Raw genomic sequence first — 17,249 nt, 5'->3', positions numbered from 1 at the left:
CCGCCGCAGCGTCGGCGGAGGAGTGGGGTCGGGCCTGCGCGCCGCGATGCCTCCCCATCCGCTCTTCGTGCGCGAGGCGCGAGGCGCGTACGTCTGGGACCTGGACGGCGACCGGTACGTCGACTACGTGATGGCCTGGGGTCCGCTCGTCCTCGGTCACGGCGACCCGCGGGTGGTGTCCGCCGTGACCGGGGTCGCGACGAAGATGCAGGTCGTCGGCACCGGCCACCCGCTCGAGTACCTCGCGGCGGAAGCGGTCCTCGAAGCGGTGCCGCACGGCGAGCGACTGCTGTGGAGCAACACGGGGACCGAGGCGGTGCAGGTGGCGCTGCGCCTCGCGCGGGCCGCCACCGGGCGGCGCCGCGTCCTCAAGTTCGCCAAGAGCTACCACGGCTGGCACGACACCGTGTACGCCGGAATGTCCGAGGACGACTGCGACCGCCCCGCCACCCCCGGCGGACGGGGACAGTCGGCAAGCGTCCTCGACGACCTGGTCGTGGCGCGCTTCAACGACGTGCGGCTGGCCGAGCGCCTGCTGGGCGAGTCCGCCGAGCGCGACATCGCGGCCGTGCTCGTCGATCCGGTGATGAGCAACGCCGGCGTCGAAGCACCCACACCGCAGTTCCTGTCGACGCTGCGGACCCTCTGCGACCGGCACGGCGTCGTCCTCGTCTTCGACGAGGTGATCGCCGGGTTCCGGATCGCGCGGGGCGGGGCGGCCGAGAAGTACGGCGTGCTGCCCGACCTGTCCGTCTTCGGGAAGGCGATGGCCGGAGGGTTCACCCAGAGCGCCGTCGTCGGCCGGGCCGACCTGGTCGATCAGGTGACGACCGGGGTCGTGCACGCCGGAACCTTCAACGCCAACCCGGTCGCACTGGCGGCCGTCGCGGCGACGATGCGGGCCCTGGCCGATCCCGCGGTCTACGAGCTGCTCGAACGGACCTCGGCCGAGTTCGAAGCGCTCGTCGGCGGCGCTCTCGGTCCGTCCGCCGAGTTCGGCCGCTTCAACCGGGTCGGCTCGCTCCTCCAGTACGTCCCCGCCGGCGGGGCCACCGGACTCCACGGGACCAGCGGGCTCTGGACCGAGATCCTCGAAGGGATGCTGCGTCGGGGCTTCCTGTTCATGCCGTCCGGCAAGGTCTTCCTCAGTACGGCACACACCACCTCCGACATCGAGGCGACGGCCGAGGCCCTCGACCGGCTGCTGCGGAAGTCCTGACGCCCCCAAACCACTCCACCAGCCGGATCGCGCTCATCACCCCCGTGGCCGAGCGAACGGCCGGTCAACCGCGACGCAGATCGAAGGAGAGGACGCACATGACGACCCAGAAGAAGGCCCAGGCCCTGACGTCCGTGGTGAACGACACGCCGGCGGAGGAGATCCTCAAGATCGTGACCCGCGAGGGTGGCGTCATCATCAAGGGCTTCCTGACGCAGGAGCAGATCGTCCGCTTCAACGCCGAGATCGAGCAGCCGTTGCGGGCGCTCGACCCGGGGTCGACCCACGAGGACGAGGTCGTGGCCGCGTTCCACGGCAGCAACACCAAGCGCCTCACGAACCTGGTGACGCACAGCGTCACGTTCCGCAGCGAGGTCATCGACCATCCCCTCGTCCACGAGATCAGCGACCTGGTCTTCCTCCAGGAGTCGGGCACGTACTGGATGACCACCGCGCAGGTGATCGAGATCGGCCCCGGCAACCGGGCGCAGATGCTCCACCGCGATCTGGAGAACTGGTTCCCGTTCATCGGCATGGGGCCCGGCGGCCCGGAGGTCACCATCAACTTCCTGGTCGCCCTGACCGACTTCACGGAGGAGAACGGCGCCACCCGCGTCATCCCCGGGAGCAACCACTGGAGCGACTTCGAGGACCGCGGGACTCCCGACCGGACGGTTCCCGCGGTCATGGACGCGGGAGACGTCCTTCTGATCAGCGGCAAGACCGCGCACGGCGGCGGGGCGAACCGGACGGGCGACGAGTACCGGCGGGGCCTCGCCTTCACCTTCAACGCGGGGTTCCTCACCGGCGAGGAGGCGTACCCCTTCCTGGTCGACAGGGAGCTCGCCAGGACGCTCTCGCCGCGCGTCCAGCGAATGCTCGGCTTCCGCTCCCAGTACCCCACGGGCTCCCCCGGCCTGTGGCAGGTCGACTACGCCGACCTCGGCGACCACCTCGGTCTCTGAGATCCGGGCCGACCAGAGGCCGCCGCAGCCGTCCGAGGAGCGCACGTCATGGGTTTCCCTTACCTTCGCACTATGGGAACCGACGTCGATGCGTTCCTCGGTCGGATGGCCCGCCACCTGAGGCCACAGGTGAAGACCCTGGCCGACCTGCTGCTCCGGCGTCTGAACGGCGAAGCCCCCGAGCTGTGGGAGGACGCGGACATCTCGGCCCTGACCCTGGACGAGACGGTCCAGCACGTCAGCGCCTTCCTGGACCTCCTGGAGACCCGCCCCGGTGCGAGCGCCTCGGTCGTTCCTCCGGCCGCCCTGGACATGGGGCGCCTCTACGCCCGGCGGGGCATCCCGGTGAGCAGACTCCTGCGCGTCTACCGGCTCGGCCACCTCAGCCTGCTCGAACGGGTGCAGACCGAGGCTCCCCGCCTCACCGACGACTGGCTCATGATCCACCTGGCCACGATGAGGCTGGTCGCGATCGGTTTCGACTACGTGGACCGTTCCTCGGAAGAGGTCGTCGCCGCCTACCAGGAGGAGCGCGACCACCTGTTGCGGCGCCGGCTCGCCCTCACCGACAGGGCGAGCAAGCGGATCGGGACCACGCTCGACGTCACCCGCACCGCGGAGGAGCTGACGGAGGTCTGCACCGAGGACTTCGCCGACCTCGTCACCGTCGACCTCTTCGAGTCCGCCCTCGACGAGCCCGGCACGGGCTCGCCGGAGGCCCTGACGCAGCGCCGGGTCGCCCAGCGGTCCGTCCTCGACGACTGTCCGGAGTCCCTGCTCCGCAGGGGCGAGGCCCACTCCTATCCCGACGGCTCGGAACCGGTTCGCGCCCTGGCCACCGGCCGCTCCGTCCTGCACCACGTCGCGGGGGCCAGGATGCCCGCGTGGATGGCGCCGTCGGAGTCCCACGGCCGGGTGTTGCGCGCGCTCGGCCTGCACTCGGTTCTCCTCGTGCCCCTGCACGCCCGCGGGGACGCCCTGGGCCTGGTGCAGTTCGCGCGCCATCGCACCTCGGCCCCCTTCGACGACGACGATCTCCTCCTCGCGCAGGAGATCGTCTCCAGGGCGGCGGTGTCCATCGACAACGCCCGCCGGTACACCCACGAGCGTTCCACCGCGCTCGCCCTCCAGCGGACCCTGCTGCCGCGCCACACGGCGGAACAGCCGGCCGTCGAGACGGCCTCGCGTTACCTGCCCGCCGGGTCCCGCGCGGGTGTGGGCGGTGACTGGTACGACGTGATTCCGCTGTCCGGGGCCCGCGTCGCGCTCGTCGTCGGCGACGTCGTCGGTCGCGGCCTGCGCGCCGCCGCCACCATGGGCCGGCTCCGCACGGCCGTCCGCGCCTTCGCCGACATCGACCTCACGCCCGACGAGCTCCTCACCCATCTGGACGACGTGGTCATCCGGATGCAGCGCGAGGAGTCGCCGGACGAGGGCGAGACCAGCGCCACCTGTCTGTACGCGATCTACGACCCCGTCTCCCGCGTGTGCTCCCTCGCCTGCGCCGGCCACGTCCCGCCGACCGTGGTGGTCCCCCCGACCCCGGGCGGGACCACCCGGGCCCCCGGCACGGTCGAGTTGCCCGAGGTGCCGATCGGGCCGCCCCTCGGCCTGGGCGGACTCCCTTTCGAGACGACCGAGTTCGAACTGCCGGAGGGCAGCCTACTGGCCCTGCACACCGATGGACTGATCACCGACCGCACACGTGACGTGGACCTCGCGCTCACGGTGTTGCACGATGTCCTCGCCTCGGCGCCGGAGTCCCTGGAGGAGACCTGCGACCGGTTGCTGGCCTCACTGCTGCCCGGCCGCCCCGCCGATGACGTCGCGCTGCTCGTCGCCCGGACCCATGCCCTCGACCCGGACCACGTCGCCACGATGGACCTCCCGTCCGATCCAGCGGCCGTGTCCGGCGCCCGCCGCTTCGCGTCCGACGTCCTGGAGGCCTGGGGTCTGGAGGAGCTGTCCTTCACCACGGAGCTGGTCGTCAGCGAACTGGTGACGAACGCGATCCGCTACGGCAGGAGCCCCGCCCGGCTACGGCTCATCCTCCAGTCGACGCTCATCTGCGAAGTCTCCGACGCCAGCAGCACCTCCCCGCATCTGCGCCGCGCCAGGATCTCCGACGAAGGCGGCCGCGGCCTGCTCCTGGTGGCCCAGCTCACCGAGCGATGGGGCACGCGACACAGCCGCGAGGGGAAGGTCATCTGGGCCGAGCAAGCCCTCCCCGCACACGGCGGACCGGCCGTCGGAGGGACGTGACCCCACTCGGGTTCCGGGGGAACGAGTTCGACGGGGCTGCCCGTCCGTCCGGTGACCGAGCCCTCGCCCGAACCGACTTGATCGATCGACTAAGTCGATATACTCGGCCCATGGCTCATGTTTCCGCGGCGGAGCGCCGCCCCCAGTTGATCAAGGCGGCCATCGACCTCATGACCCGGGAGGGCGTCGCCGCGGGAAGCACCCGCGCCATCGCCGCGGAGCTGGGTGTCGCGCAGGCCACCGTCCACTACACCTTCGGGACGAAGGAGGACCTGTACCGCGCGGTCATGGACCAGATCACGGACGAGCTGGTCGCGCAGGTACAGCGGGCGGCGCCGGAGGACGCGGGCTTCGAGGAGACCTTCAGCGCCCTGGCGGGGGCCCTGTGGGGTACGGTGCGCGAGCCGTCGTCGCACCACCAGCTGCTCAGCGAGCTGACCATGTTCGCCCTGCGCGTGCCCGGTCTCAACGAGGCCCGGCAGAGCCACTACCGGCGGGTCATAGAGGTGACCACGCGGGTGATCACGGAGACGGCGGCGAGGACGGGGCAGGAGCTGGCCGAGTCCCCGGAGACGGTGACCCGGTTCTTCCTCTCCGGCTTCGACGGACTCACCATGCAGGTCCTCATGTCCCTGCCGGACGAAGCCACCGAGCGGGCGGGCCTCAGAGCGCTCGTGGCCGCGACCGTGGCGCTGGCCAAGGGGGAGCTCGACCTCCCCGACGTACCGATGGCCTGACACAACACGAGACGGCGGTGGGCGCACCTGGAAGGTGCGCCCACCGCCGTCTCCCTCTCCTCGTGAGGATCAGCCGGCCCAGACGTCCTCGACGTAGCGTCCGGACGTGACGAGCTCGGCCAGCCACGCCACGGCCCGCTCGTCGCTCGCGCCGGTCCGCTCGCGGTAGATCGCCATGAACGCCTCCCGTACGGCGGGGGCCATGCGGCGGCCGTCGCCGCAGATGTAGACGCGTCCGCCGGCCTCCAGGACCGACCACACCTCCTCGCTCTCGCGGGCGATGCGCTCCTGGACGAACCGGGCTCCGTTCTCGGGCGCGTGCATGAAGGTGGGGCGCATACTGACGGCGCCCGCCGCCTCGGCCGCCTCGAACTCCTCCCGGTGCAGGAAGTCCACGTCGGGGTGGTCGCAGCCGAAGTAGCAGAGCAGGGTGCCGGTCAAGCCCGTGTGGTGACGGTCGAGGACCGCGCCGCGGAAAGGCGCGAGTCCGGTGCCGGCGCTGACCAGGATCACCGGCACGGAGGTGTCCTCGGGGAGGCGGAAGGACTCGCCGCACGGCAGGACACGGGCCTGGATCACGTCACCCGCGTCCACGGTCTGCAGGAAGTGCGAGGCGATGCCCCGGAAGGTGCCCTCGCCCGACCGGTGGGGGGCGGCGAGCAGCGACACCATCAGGTCGGCCTCGCCGGGCCGGGCCGCGGCGGACGACGAGATCGAGTAGTGCCGGGGACGGAGTACCGGCAGCAGCTCCAGGAAGCGCTCGAAGGGCAGCTCGCATGCGCGGTAGCGCTCCAGGAGGTCCAGGACGCTGAGCCCCGCGGCGGTCACCTGCTCCCGGAAGGTCTCGGGATCGGCGGTGGCCAAGGCGGTGAGCGGCTGCTTCTCGGGCGGGCAGGCGGTGTGCTCGGCGAGTACGGCGACCTGCTCCTGGGTGGCCGCGTCCTGGAGCTCGACGAAGTCGGTGAGCAGGCGGCGCAGGGTCAGCGGCCGGTCGACGGGCAGGGCGCCCCGGCTGCGGCGGCGGGCGCGCAGCCGGACGGTGCGGTCCGGGTCGAGGCCGAAGCGGTCGGCGACGCGCCGGACGAGGGCTTCGGGGTTGCCGGGCAGGACGGCCAGGTGGTCGGCGGTGCGGTAGGTGACGCCCTCGGGCAGCCGGAGCCGCAGGAACCGCTTGGAGCGGCCCAGTTCGTGGTCGGTGTCGACGAGTTCGTACGCTTCGAGGACCTCCATCGGCTGGACGCCGTGGCGCTCGGCGAGACCGCCGAGGACCGACTCCGAGGTGTCCTCCAGCTCGTACAGCCCCTCGCCTTCCGTCTCCGGTGCGGGGCCGGCCGCTTCACCGGCGGCCGCCTCGCCGTACTCCTCCAGGAGCGCCTTCCACAGGTCTTCCGTCCACCGGTCGACCACTCCGCCGAAGTCGCCGGAGGCGTCGGCGCTGCCGCGCTCCAGGAGCGGGACGGCACCGGCGGCGGTCAGGCGCTCGTCGATCAGGGTGGGGATCCGCTGGTAGGTGGCCGCCCAGTTGCGGTCGCCGACACCGAGGACGGCGTACCGCAGCCCGGCGAGCGAGCCCGGGGCGAGGTTCTCCAGGGAGGCGACGAACCCGGCGGCGTCGTCGGTGGGGCGGCCGTTGTAGGAGGCGGCGACGATGACGACGGGGCCCTCGGAGCCGGCCAGCCTCTCCGTGTACTGGTCGAGGGAGACGACGGTCGGGGCGAAGCCGTGCTCCTCGCCGTCCGTGCCGAGGTCGCGGGCGATGCCGGCGCAGGTGCCGAGGTTGGAACCGTGGAGCAGCGTCAGCGCGGTGCCGCTCGCCCGGCGCGTCACGGCCGGGGTCCGGCCCGCGACGGGGGTGGCCGCCGTCGCGGCGGGCAGGCGCCGTTCGTCGCCGGTGCGGCGGGCGAGCCGCAGGCTGAACCCGTCGGGCTTGATGGTCAGCGTCGACTTGATCTTCATCCGGTAGTCGGTGTGGTCGATCAGGCGGTAGCGGTGCACCAGCAGGCCGAGCAGCAGGGTGGCCTCGTGCAGCGCGAACTGGCGGCCGATGCAGGCCCGTTCGCCGCTGCCGAACGGCTTGAAGGCGTGGACCGAGCGGGCCGCCTCCCGCTCGGGGGTGAAGCGCTCGGGATCGAACAGCTCGACGTTCTCCCCCCAGGCCGCGTCGCGGTGCAGGGCCGAGGCGATCACCATCAGCGACTCGCCCTTGCGGACGGGGTACTTGCCGCCGATGACGGTGTCCTCGATCGGCTCGACGGCGTACGCGGGCGCCGTCGGCCACAGCCGCAGGCTCTCGTTGAGCACCTGACGGATGTAGGTGAGCTTGCCGATGTCGCCGTACTGGGGGTCCGGGGAGTCGGTGTCGCCCCACAGGGCGTCCACCTCGGCCTGGGCCCGGGCGAGCACCTCCGGGTGCTTGGTCAGGTAGTACAGGGCGAAGGAGAGCGCGCTGCTGGTGGTCTCGTGGCCGGCGATCAGGAAGGTGACCACCTGGTGCCGGATGTTGACGTCGTCCAGCGGCTCGCCGGTGGCGGGGTCCTTCGTGTGCAGCATCAGCCCCATCAGGTCGTCCGTGTTGGTGTCGCCGGAGGCGCGGCGCTCCCTGATCACGTCGTCGACGAGGTCCGTCATCAGGTCGACGTCCGCGCGGAACTGCTCGGTCTTCTTCCTCTTGAACAGCTCGGAGCCCGGGATGGACTCGCCCTTCTCCTGGGCGAAGACGAGGGCCCGGGCCATCGCCTCGACGAACGGGTGCAGGTCGTTCCGGCGGAAGGACTGGAAGTCGTAGCCGAAGCCGCACAGGCCGATCGTGTCGAAGGTCAGCCGGGTCATCTCGTCGGGCACGTCCACCGACTGCACCCCGGCCAGCCGGTCCCACTTGCCGATCAGCGACCGGGCGACCTGGAGCATGGGGGCGTGGTAGCTGCGCATCGAGCCGAGCGAGAACGCGGGCATCAGGATGTCGTGGGCCTTGCGCCAGTTCGGCTCGTGGTTGTAGGCGGTGAACAGGCCGTCCCCGGCCAGGGCCCGGACCTCGACCAGGTCGGCGTGGACGTGTTTGCGGAAGCGGGTCTCGTCCGACAGTTCGGTCACGAGGTCCAGGCCGCCGACCATGACGGTGTCCCTCCCGAAGAGCCGCAGCCGGTACACGGGGCCGAACTCCCTGAACTCCTTCTGCAGGTAGGTCAGGAAGTCGGCGCCCGCGGGAACGTTGAACGCGTGGCCTACGAGGGGCAGCGGGGGGCGCTCGGGGATCGCCCGTGCCGCGCCTACGGACACCTGAGTCATGAGCGTGCCTTTCGTTGCACTCCAGCAGTCACCAGCCAACATACATACGACTTTGTCGAGTGAACATGTCGCACGACTGTATTGAATGACACAGTCATGGGACGGAACTCGTCACCTCCCCCGAACGTCCGGCGGAGGACGGCTTGACAGGTGACCTCGTCAGTAGACACGGTTGAGCGACATGGTCGATCGACCACGTCAAGCGTATGAGCTGTGTGCGCACTTCTTCCCCCGAACACATCGAGGTTTCCGCATGAACACCATGCTGGCCGGACGGCTGCGCCTGGACACCCGCGCCTTCGCCGTCGAAGAGGTCCCGATCCCCGTCCCCGGCCCGGGCGAGGTCCTCGTCGAGGTGCGGGCCGCGGGCGTCTGCCTGTCGGACGTCCACCTGATCGACGGCAGCCTGAGCCCCTTCTTCCCCACCGACGCGGTCACCGAGGCGGGCGCCGTCACCCTCGGCCACGAGGTCGCCGGCGTCGTCCACGCCCTCGGCCCGGACGTGAAGGGCGACTGGACGCCCGGGCAGCGGGTGGTCCTCCAGGCCGGCGAGGCGTGCGGCGACTGCACCGGCTGCCTGCGCCGCACGCTGTGCCACCGCCCCCTCACCCGCGGCCTGGACTACGACGGCGGCTGGGCGCAGTACGCGATCGCCCGCGAGGGCACCCTGCTCCCGATCCCGGACGGCCTGCCCTTCGACCAGGCCGCGATCATCCCCGACGCGGTCTCCACCCCGTACGCCGCGATCGTGGGCACCGGCGCGGTCCGCCCCGCCCAGTCGGTCGGCATCTGGGGCGCGGGCGGCCTCGGCGCCCACGCCGTCCGGCTGGCCCGGATGGTCGGCGCGGCCCCGATCATCGCGATCGACCCCCTGCCGTCGGCCCGCGAGCGGGCCCTCGTCTTCGGCGCGGACTTCGCCCTCGACCCGCTCGCGCCGGACTTCGCGGACGCGGTGCGGGAGGCCACGGCCGGGCGCGGCCTCGACGTCGCCTTCGACTTCGCCGGCGTGGGCGCCGCCCGCGCCCAGGCCGCGTCGACCCTCGGCCCGTTCGGCTCGCTCGTCCTCGCCGGACTCACCCCCGAGCCGGTCTCGATCGCCGACAGCATCGGATTCTGCTTCAACGTCAACCAGGTCCGCGGCCACTACGGCTCCGAGCCCGAGCACGTCGAACAGCTCGTCGGCCTGGCCTCGTCCGGACGCATCGACCTGGCCCCGTCCATCACGGCCCACGTCCCCCTGGCCGAGGCCGCGGACGCCGTCGCCCGGCTGGAGAAGAAGACCGGAGACCCGATCCGCCTCGTGCTCATCCCCTGAGCGGGAGGGGCGGTGGCCGGCTCACCGCGCACGGCGCGGACGATCCGGCCACCGCCCGAGGACCGACGGAACCCGTCAGGCCCCCTGCCCGCTGTCCAGCGCCGCGACCATTCCGGCCACGATCACCGTGTTGAAGACGAACGCGATGGTCGCGTTGGCCGACACCGTCCGGCGCATCTCCCGCGACATCACCGTGACGTCCGTCGTACCGAACGTCGTCATGACCGACAGGGCGAAGTACACGTAGTCGGCCCAGAGCGCCGTATCGCCACCCGGAAAGTCCAGCGCCGCCTCGTCCTCCACGAGGTTGTCGGCATGGAACGCGACCGCGAAGGCGATCAGAACGCAGATCCAGGCGACGACGACGAGACCGAGCGCCATCAGCACCCGCGCGGTCGCCGGAAGGGCCGACCCCAGATGCCCGGGACGCCAGACCGCCGACACCACGAGCGCCGCCGACGCGATGAGGACCGACACCCCGGGCCCCGGCGCGGTCCCGAGCAGGTAGCGCTGCAGCACGGTGCCCCGCGCCTCCCGCCGGGCCCAGACCCGGATCCGTTCCGGCGGCGCGGTCGAGAAGGCTTTCAGCGTGACCGCGAGGTAGCAGAGCAGGTAGGCGAACAGCGCCACAACGCCCAGATCCGCGCCGGAGAAGGACACCGACCCCGGCGCGAGAACCCCCAGCAGGCCGAGAAGCGCGGCGACGCAGCACCCGACGACCGTACTCACCGCGGACCGGCGGCGTTCCGAAAGCCATGAATGCACCGACAGCGCCTCCTCCTGGGCGTCCCCACGCGTCCAAGCGGCACCCGCTCGATTCCGTGGGGGTACTGGGGACAGAGCGCGATCGTACGAAAGGCGGGACGCCGATGGCCGACGTCCGTCGCACGACACACTGACGCGCACGAAGGCACCGCCGGGCCTCCACCGCGACCTGCCCCGCGAGGACGGGGTCCGCATCGCGCAACAGACCCGAGCGCGGGACAGGATGTGGGTCTAGGGCCCCAGCACGGTGGCCGTCAGAGGAAGCACGGCCGACACGACCGCGGGTTTCCCCGGGTCAGCGCGTTCGCCCGCGCGGCTTCAGCGGAACGGCGGGCAGCTCGGGGGCGGTCAGCCGTGCGCCGTCGTAGCCGTGTACCTCGCCGAAGCGCGAGCCCTTCTCCCAGTCCTCCCGGGCCTGCCGGATCTCCTCGTCGGTGCGGGCGACGAAGTTCCACCACATGACGATCTCCTCGGCGAAGGGCTCGCCGCCGAGGAGCATCAGGCCCGCGTCCGAGAGGGCGTGGAGGGGGAGTTCGGCGCGGCCGCAGCCGAGGTAGAGCATCGAGCCGGGGAGGACGGGGACGCCGTCGACGCGGGCCTCGCCGGACATGGCGAGGACGGCGTACTCGAAGTCGGGGTCCAGCGGGAGGTTCGTCTCGGTGCCGGCCGCGAGGGCGAGGTCGGCGCCGACGATCGGGGTGTACGCGGTGCCCGGCGAGGCGGTGCCGTCGAGGGAGCCCAGGACCACCGTGGCCGTGAGGCCGGGGGCGGTGACGCGGGGCAGGTCGGCGTGGTGTTCGAAGTGGGGTTCCACGTACCGGTGGGCGTCGGGGAGGGCGACCCAGAGCTGGGCGCCGTGCAGGAAGCGGGCGTGCGGGCGGGGGCTCTCCTCGGAGTGGGAGATCGCCCGCCCCGAGGTCATCAGGCCCAGTTCGCGCGGGCGGACGGTCTGCAGGCTGCCGGTGGAGTCGCGGTGCAGCACCTCGCCCTCGTGGAGCCAGCTGACGGTCTGGAGTCCGGTGTGGGGATGGGGCGGGACCTGCATCCCGGGCTCGTCGGCGATGTCGTCGGGGCCGTAGTGGTCGACGAAGACCCACGCGCCGACCATCCGCCGCCCCAGGTTGGGGAGCAGTCGGCGGACCTCGGTCGATTCGCCGAGCCGGACGTGGCGGGGCGCGAGGAGTTCCCGTACCGGCTCGGCGACGACGAAGCCGCGTCCGCCGCAGACGGTCGGCACGGCCTGGCGGTCGAGATTGCTCATGGCGCCCAACCTATTCCGGTCCCGGGGCCGTGGGGCGTGACGCTCCGGTGGGGCCGCGAGAAGTCGGGAGTCGTCGGGGATATTTAGTGGAATGTTCAATCACATTGGCTTGTTGGATCGAGTGACCGCCCCACACGGCGGCGGGTTCCGAGCTTCGGAAGGGAAGAGCCGGTGAGCGACACGTACTACGAGTTCGGCACGGCCGGGGAGCGCTGGGACCGGGCGCGGCTGTTCTTCGACGCGAAGGAGTACGGGACCGCCGTCCGCATCCTGCGCGGCCTCGTCGCCGAGCACCCGGACCAGACGGCCCAGCGACTGCTGCTCGCCCGGGCGTACTACCACTCCGCCCGGCTCTCCCTGGCCGAGGCCGAGCTGCGCGCGGTCCTGGAGCGCGACCCGGTCGAGCACTACGCCCGGCTGATGCTCGGGCGGACGCTGGAGCGGCAGGGGCGTCCGGAGGAGGCCGCGCCGCATCTGCGGATGGCCGCCGCGATGACGGGCGAGACCGTGTCCTGACGCGTTCTTGATACCCCTCCACGGTATATTCGCCGGCCGGGAGGTCATGGCTGTGCGGACACATCGGGCGGAACGCGGTCGACGAGCGGGAGGTGCCACGGCGCACCTCCTGCTCGTCGTCGTGCTCGCGCTCGGCGTGTTCCTGATGCACACGACGGGCCATCCCGAGGGATCCGGCGGTGGTACGCACACCACCGCCGCCGCCACCACCGCCAGCACCGCCAGCACCGCCACCACCGCTTCCTCCGCGCACGACGGCGGGAGTTCCGGCGCCCGGCACGAGCCCGGCGCGGGGATGGACATGACCACCCTGTGCGTGGCCGTCCTCGGCGTCTGGCTGCTGGCTCGGCTCGTCCTGGCCGCCCTCGGACACGGGCCCGAGCGGCTCGTTCCCCTTCTCGCGCGGCTCGCGCACGTACGGGTTCCGCACGCCCCGCCCCGTCGTCCTCCCGACCTCGCGCTGCTGTCCGTCCTGCGGATATAGGCCGTAACTCCCTCCCACGGGCCCCGTACCGCCCGTGGGCCTCTCCGGCCTGCCCTTTTCCGTACGTACGAACAGCACACGAGGTAGCAACCATGCACATGCGCACCTTCACGCACCGCGCCACCCGGGCGTCCGCCCTCGTCGGCGCCGCCGCCGCGACCGGGCTCCTGCTCACCGCCTGCGGCGCGGACGACACCGCCCCGTCGGCGTCCGTCTCCCCGTCCGCCACAGCCGCCGCGCCCGGGTCCGCCGCCTCGCAGGCGCCCGCTCCGGGGCCCTTCAACGACGCGGACGTCATGTTCGCGCAGATGATGATCCCCCACCACGAGCAGGCCCTGGAGATGGCGGAGCTCGCCGACGGCCGGGCCGAGGACCCCGGCGTCAAGAGGCTGGTCGCCGCGATCGAGCGGGCCCAGGACCCGGAGATCCGGACGATGCGGGCCTGGCTCAAGGGCTGGGGCAGGCCCGAGTCCGCCGGTCACGGGGACGGCCACGGCTCCGGTCACGGCATGGCCGGGATGATGTCCGAGCAGGACATGAAGGACCTGGCGGCCGCCAGGGGCAAGGCGTTCGACCGCGCCTTCGCCGAGCTGATGATCGCCCACCACGAGGGTGCGGTGGCCATGGCGGAGGAGGAGCGGAGCAAGGGCCTCAACCCCACGGCCAAGAAGCTCGCCGACGACGTCGTACGGACCCAGTCCGCCGAGGTCGCCGAGCTGCGGAAGGTCCTCGACCGGCTCTGATCGCCCCTCCTGCCGTCCCCGGACCGGCTACGTCGGTCCGGGGGCGGTCCACGGCCAGGTGCCGTTCCGGCCGGCCTCGATGAGGCCGACCATGCGGAACCCCGCGTCCGTGAGGCCGCCGAAGGTGTGCCGGTGCGGGCCCGCAGGGCCGTGGGCGGGGCGGTAGCCCGCCAGGTTCCAGGTGTAGAACGGGACCTCGGCGGGGACCGCCCCGGCCGGGTCGCCGGGTTCGTAGTAGGCGGTCTGCTCGTCGGTGACGATCAGGACGCGGTCGTGCCCCCGGTAGTGGGTGCGCACCGCCTTGCCGGTGTAGGTGCCGCCGAGGCGGTGGAACCGCTCCAGGATCCCGAGCACCGGCTCGCCCCGCGTGAACGGCACCTCCCGGCTGTTCCAGCCGAACTCCACCAGGTCCGCCCGCTCGGCGCGCAGGGCCAGGGCGGCGCCGAAGACGGCCGCCGCGTCCGCCCGGGTCAGCTTCGACCGCTCGGAGACGGTGTCCCAGAACATGGAGTCGGACCGGTCCACCAGGATCAGGGTCCGGCCGGGCAGGGCGGGCACGTTGGCCAGGGAGTGGCCCAGGGCCTCTTCGAGGGCGGCCGCCCAGCGCTCGGAGGGCGCGTGCCGGTGGGCGGCCAGGTAGCGGAAGGGGAACTGCCGGGAGCGGGCGACCTCGACGGGGTCCGCGAGGCGTGCGGCGACCCCGGCGGCGGTCCCGTCCGAGACTCCTGCCCCGTCGAAGTTCCGCAGGTTCCGCAGGAGGGCCATCGGTCCCATCGAGGGGATGACGGCCTCCCAGACGGGGGCGTCCAGGGGTCCGTGGAGCCAGCCGGCCAGGGCCTCCCAGGTCATGCCGGCGGCCGCCAGGCGTTCGGCGCCGTCCGGCCCGGTCACCACGGCCCGCCGCTCCTCCACCGGCAGCTCCATCAGCTCCCGGTGCGCGGTGAGCAGCCGGTCGGAGGCCGGCGGGAGCGCCCGCCCGGGGTGGTGGCGGCGGTCCAGGGCGTACTGGAAGAGGGCGCCTTGCCAGGGCTTGTCCGGGTCGGGGGTGGCGTGCGTCAAATTGAGGACGTCGCCGAAGCGGAACTCCCTGGACGGGGTGTCGTACTTGAGCAGGGACCGGGACGAGTACAGCCGGCGTACGGCGTCGGCGACGCCCCGCTTCACGGGCTGCGGCACGTTCCGTCCGTACGTGGACGTCCAGTGGGCGAGCAGTTCCCCGGGCTCGTCGGCGCGCTGGAGCACGGAGTCGATCACGGACCGGTTGGACGGGGCGGTGGACCTCCCGGCCCCTCCGGACTCCCCTGACTTCCCGGACTCCCCGGGTGCCTCGGGCTTCCCCGGCGCCCCGATCGCCCCGGGCCCCTCCGCCGTCCCGGGCGTCCCGGTCGCCCCGGCCGCCTCCGTCGCCCCGGCCCGGAGCCGGGCCCGTACGTACGCGGCGGCGCCCACCAGGGACGCCGAGCGCATGTTGCCCTCGGCGCGCAGCCAGCGCAGCAGGCCGGCCGTCCAGACGGGGTCCTCGACGGCGAGTTCGCCCACGAGGCGTACGTACCGCTCGTCGCGCTCCTCGCCGCTCTCGTAGAAGGTCCGCTGGGAGACGAAGGTGCCGACGGCCAGCAGGAAGAGTTCCTCGCGGGGCTCCCGGGTGAAGGCCGGGCCGCCCTCGTGGGTGCGGGGGCCCCGCGGGAGGGGCGTGAAGTGGTTGTTCGGGCGGGGCACGGCGCGGGCGGCCGCCGAGACGTGCGGGGCCACGAGCATCTCGGGCCAGACCTTGGACACGCGTCGGATGTGACGACGAGGCAGGGAATCCCCCAGGATCCGAGGAAGACGGAAGGCCCCCGGCCTGACGGACGGCCGGGGCGAGGGCGACCGCGCTTCCCGAGATCAGAGGTGGCGGCGGCGTCACTTGGGTGTCAGAAGGAAGGAGCCGCAGCCGAGCGCACCGGGAGCGCGGACGCACCGTCACCGTAGGCCGTCCGCCGGATCGCGCGCCAGCGATTAAACGGCGGCCCGTCGGAGCGGCCCGGTCACTTCCCCGCGCGGCGCTCCACGACCACCTCGCCGCCCACCACGACCGTCTCCGCGACGGTGCCGGGGATGTCCTCGGGGGCGACGCGGAGGATGTCGCGGGAGAGGACGACGAAGTCGGCCAGCTTGCCCACGGTCAGGGAACCGCGCTCGTGCTCCAGGAAGTTGGCGTACGCCGAGCCCATGGTGTAGCCCTCGACGGCGGTGGCGACGTCGAGGGTCTCGCCGGCCGTCCAGGCCTCGCCGCCGCCGGGCGGGCGGCGGGTGACGGCGGCGTGGATGCCGACCATGGGGTCCATCTCGGCGACGTTCCAGTCGCTGGAGAGGGCGAGGACCGCGCCGGCCTCGTGCAGGCTGCGCAGCGGCCAGGCCTTGTGCCAGCGGTCGGGACCGACGTTCTCCGCCCAGTCCTGGCCCGGTCCCGCGATGTCGGGGGCCGCGTGCCGGGGCTGCATACAGGCGACGACGCCGAGGGCGGCGAAGCGCGGGGTGTCCTCGGGGTCGAGGCACTCGACGTGGACGACCTGGTGGCGCGCGTCGCGCGGTCCGTTGACGGCGCGGGCGCGCTCGACGGCGTCGAGGACGGTGCGGATGCCCCGGTCGCCGGTGGCGTGGACGAAGCACTGGAAGCCGCGCGCGTCGAGCCGGGTGAGCAGCTCGGCGAACTCCTCCGGCGGGTAGAAGGTGTCGCCCCGGTGGTGGGAGCAGCCCGCGTACGGCTCCAGGAGGGCGGCGGTGCGGGGCTCCACGACGTCGTCGATGTACAGCTTGAGCGGGCCGACCCGCAGCCGGTCGTCGTCGTGCGCAGCGGCCGCCGCCGCGAAGGCGTCGAGGTCCGCCCCGGTGGTGCCGCGCGGGTGGAAGAGGGCGGCGACGATCCGGGAGCGCAGCCGGCCCTCGGCGCGGGCGCGCGCGAAGAGGGCGAGGTCGTCCAGGGAGTTCTGCGGTTCGACGACGGTGGTGATGCCGAAGCCGATGGCGTCGTCCAGGCTCTTGGCGAGCCGTCCGTACTGGCGGTCGGGCGAGGCCCACGGCAGGCCGAGGTCGCGCAGGGCGCGGTGGCCGTCGCGGGAGAGGCCCTTGACGGCGAAGTCCTTGACGAATCCGGTGGGTTCGCCGGTCGCCGGGTCGGTGACGGCCCGGCCGAAGGGCAGGTCCGTGTGGTCGCGGTCGACGCCGAGCCGCTGGAGGGCGGCGGTGTTCAGCCAGGCGGTGTGGACGTCGTAGCTGAGGACGAGGGCGGGGGTGTCGCCGGTGGCCGGGTCGAGGTCGGCGGCGGTGGGCATACGTCCGCCGGGCACGGCCGAGTAGTCGAAGGCCTCGGCCTCGATCCACTCGGCGTCCGGGTGCGCCGCGTGCCAGGTGCGGATCCGCTCGTGGATCGCGTCGAGGGTGCGGGCGCCGGCGAGCTGGACGCAGGCGTCGTCGGAGCCGAGGCGGACGTGGTTGTGGGCGTCGACGAAGCCGGGCAGGACGAGCCGTCCTTCGGCGTCGAGGACGCGGGTGCCGGGGCCGGTCCGGGCGGCGGCCCCGTCGTCGGAGCCGATCCAGACGATCCGCCCGTCACGGACGGCGAGGGCCTGGGCCTCGGGGAGGTCCGGGTCGACGGTGTGGATCCGGGCGCCGGTGAGGACGAGGTCGGCGGGGACGGGGGTGGTGCTGTTCATGC

General features: G+C 72.6%; 13 protein-coding genes. 8 read left to right on the top strand and 5 right to left on the bottom strand.

Annotated features, from left to right (window positions below):
• The first annotated feature begins 67 nt into the window (after positions 1–67).
• From ACIQVI_RS04795 to ACIQVI_RS04780, 4 genes are all read left to right on the top strand, one after another.
• Entirely contained in the window at positions 68–1,219 is a 1,152-nt protein-coding gene (locus ACIQVI_RS04795; RefSeq protein ID WP_403591061.1) for an aspartate aminotransferase family protein, read from the top strand.
• Between the two features lie 98 nt (positions 1,220–1,317).
• Positions 1,318–2,184: a phytanoyl-CoA dioxygenase family protein gene (locus ACIQVI_RS04790; protein WP_351971022.1), complete on the top strand. Its 867-nt coding sequence runs from the start codon at positions 1,318–1,320 to the stop codon at positions 2,182–2,184.
• Positions 2,185–2,256: 72 nt separating this feature from the next.
• A complete protein-coding gene (locus tag ACIQVI_RS04785) occupies positions 2,257–4,446 on the top strand; it encodes a SpoIIE family protein phosphatase (protein ID WP_403591058.1) in 2,190 nt (729 codons plus the stop codon).
• Positions 4,447–4,556: 110 nt separating this feature from the next.
• Positions 4,557–5,183 (top strand): TetR/AcrR family transcriptional regulator, encoded by a 627-nt coding sequence (locus ACIQVI_RS04780; protein ID WP_403591055.1) that lies wholly within the window; start codon positions 4,557–4,559, stop codon positions 5,181–5,183.
• A gap of 69 nt (positions 5,184–5,252) precedes the next feature.
• On the opposite strand, the gene ACIQVI_RS04775 is transcribed toward ACIQVI_RS04780, so the two are convergent.
• A complete protein-coding gene (locus ACIQVI_RS04775) occupies positions 5,253–8,468 on the bottom strand; it encodes a bifunctional cytochrome P450/NADPH--P450 reductase (protein ID WP_403591052.1) in 3,216 nt (1,071 codons plus the stop codon).
• 253 nt (positions 8,469–8,721) lie between these two features.
• Here ACIQVI_RS04775 and ACIQVI_RS04770 point away from each other — a divergent pair, with 253 nt between their 5' ends.
• Complete coding sequence (locus ACIQVI_RS04770; protein ID WP_403591049.1) at positions 8,722–9,783, top strand: zinc-binding dehydrogenase; 1,062 nt, start codon at positions 8,722–8,724, stop codon at positions 9,781–9,783.
• A 75-nt stretch (positions 9,784–9,858) separates the two neighbouring features.
• Here ACIQVI_RS04770 and ACIQVI_RS04765 read toward each other — a convergent pair whose 3' ends face one another.
• Together ACIQVI_RS04765 and ACIQVI_RS04760 are read right to left on the bottom strand one after the other, a co-directional pair.
• A complete protein-coding gene (locus ACIQVI_RS04765; RefSeq protein WP_403591046.1) occupies positions 9,859–10,548 on the bottom strand; it encodes a DUF1345 domain-containing protein in 690 nt (229 codons plus the stop codon).
• 295 nt (positions 10,549–10,843) lie between these two features.
• On the bottom strand, positions 10,844–11,809 hold the full coding sequence (locus tag ACIQVI_RS04760) for a pirin family protein (RefSeq protein ID WP_403591044.1): 966 nt from the start codon (positions 11,807–11,809) through the stop codon (positions 10,844–10,846).
• A gap of 171 nt (positions 11,810–11,980) precedes the next feature.
• On the opposite strand from ACIQVI_RS04760, the gene ACIQVI_RS04755 reads away from it, so the two are divergent.
• The 3 genes from ACIQVI_RS04755 to ACIQVI_RS04745 all read left to right on the top strand — a co-directional run bounded on the left by ACIQVI_RS04755 (position 11,981) and on the right by ACIQVI_RS04745 (position 13,552).
• Positions 11,981–12,325: a tetratricopeptide repeat protein gene (locus ACIQVI_RS04755; protein WP_351972501.1), complete on the top strand. Its 345-nt coding sequence runs from the start codon at positions 11,981–11,983 to the stop codon at positions 12,323–12,325.
• 46 nt (positions 12,326–12,371) lie between these two features.
• On the top strand, positions 12,372–12,809 hold the full coding sequence (locus ACIQVI_RS04750) for a DUF6153 family protein (protein WP_403591040.1): 438 nt from the start codon (positions 12,372–12,374) through the stop codon (positions 12,807–12,809).
• A gap of 98 nt (positions 12,810–12,907) precedes the next feature.
• Positions 12,908–13,552 carry a DUF305 domain-containing protein gene (locus ACIQVI_RS04745; protein ID WP_403592261.1) on the top strand — a complete coding sequence of 215 codons (645 nt, stop codon included), beginning with the start codon at positions 12,908–12,910 and terminating at the stop codon, positions 13,550–13,552.
• A 27-nt stretch (positions 13,553–13,579) separates the two neighbouring features.
• Here the strand turns inward: ACIQVI_RS04745 and ACIQVI_RS04740 are convergent, their stop codons facing one another.
• Together ACIQVI_RS04740 and ACIQVI_RS04735 are read right to left on the bottom strand one after the other, a co-directional pair.
• Complete coding sequence (locus ACIQVI_RS04740; protein ID WP_403592258.1) at positions 13,580–15,310, bottom strand: TROVE domain-containing protein; 1,731 nt, start codon at positions 15,308–15,310, stop codon at positions 13,580–13,582.
• Between the two features lie 269 nt (positions 15,311–15,579).
• Positions 15,580–17,247, bottom strand: a complete 1,668-nt coding sequence (locus tag ACIQVI_RS04735) for an amidohydrolase (protein WP_403591036.1) — start codon at positions 17,245–17,247, stop codon at positions 15,580–15,582.
• Between the last annotated feature and the right edge of the window lie 2 nt (positions 17,248–17,249).

The sequence above is a fragment of the Streptomyces sp. NPDC098101 genome, from assembly GCF_044760185.1.
Lineage (GTDB): Bacteria > Actinomycetota > Actinomycetes > Streptomycetales > Streptomycetaceae > Streptomyces.
The sequence above is the reverse complement of the archived record's forward strand: the minus strand, read 5'-3'. Positions and strand labels throughout refer to the sequence as shown.

Coding starts and splice junctions, on each gene's coding strand:
- ACIQVI_RS04790 (WP_351971022.1), top strand. CDS start 1,318: ATGACGACCCAGAAGAAGGCCCAGGCCCTGACGTCCGTGGTGAACGAC.
- ACIQVI_RS04785 (WP_403591058.1), top strand. CDS start 2,257: ATGGGAACCGACGTCGATGCGTTCCTCGGTCGGATGGCCCGCCACCTG.
- ACIQVI_RS04780 (WP_403591055.1), top strand. CDS start 4,557: ATGGCTCATGTTTCCGCGGCGGAGCGCCGCCCCCAGTTGATCAAGGCG.
- ACIQVI_RS04775 (WP_403591052.1), bottom strand. CDS start 8,468: ATGACTCAGGTGTCCGTAGGCGCGGCACGGGCGATCCCCGAGCGCCCC.
- ACIQVI_RS04770 (WP_403591049.1), top strand. CDS start 8,722: ATGAACACCATGCTGGCCGGACGGCTGCGCCTGGACACCCGCGCCTTC.
- ACIQVI_RS04760 (WP_403591044.1), bottom strand. CDS start 11,809: ATGAGCAATCTCGACCGCCAGGCCGTGCCGACCGTCTGCGGCGGACGC.
- ACIQVI_RS04750 (WP_403591040.1), top strand. CDS start 12,372: ATGGCTGTGCGGACACATCGGGCGGAACGCGGTCGACGAGCGGGAGGT.
- ACIQVI_RS04745 (WP_403592261.1), top strand. CDS start 12,908: ATGCGCACCTTCACGCACCGCGCCACCCGGGCGTCCGCCCTCGTCGGC.
- ACIQVI_RS04740 (WP_403592258.1), bottom strand. CDS start 15,310: ATGCTCGTGGCCCCGCACGTCTCGGCGGCCGCCCGCGCCGTGCCCCGC.
- ACIQVI_RS04735 (WP_403591036.1), bottom strand. CDS start 17,247: ATGAACAGCACCACCCCCGTCCCCGCCGACCTCGTCCTCACCGGCGCC.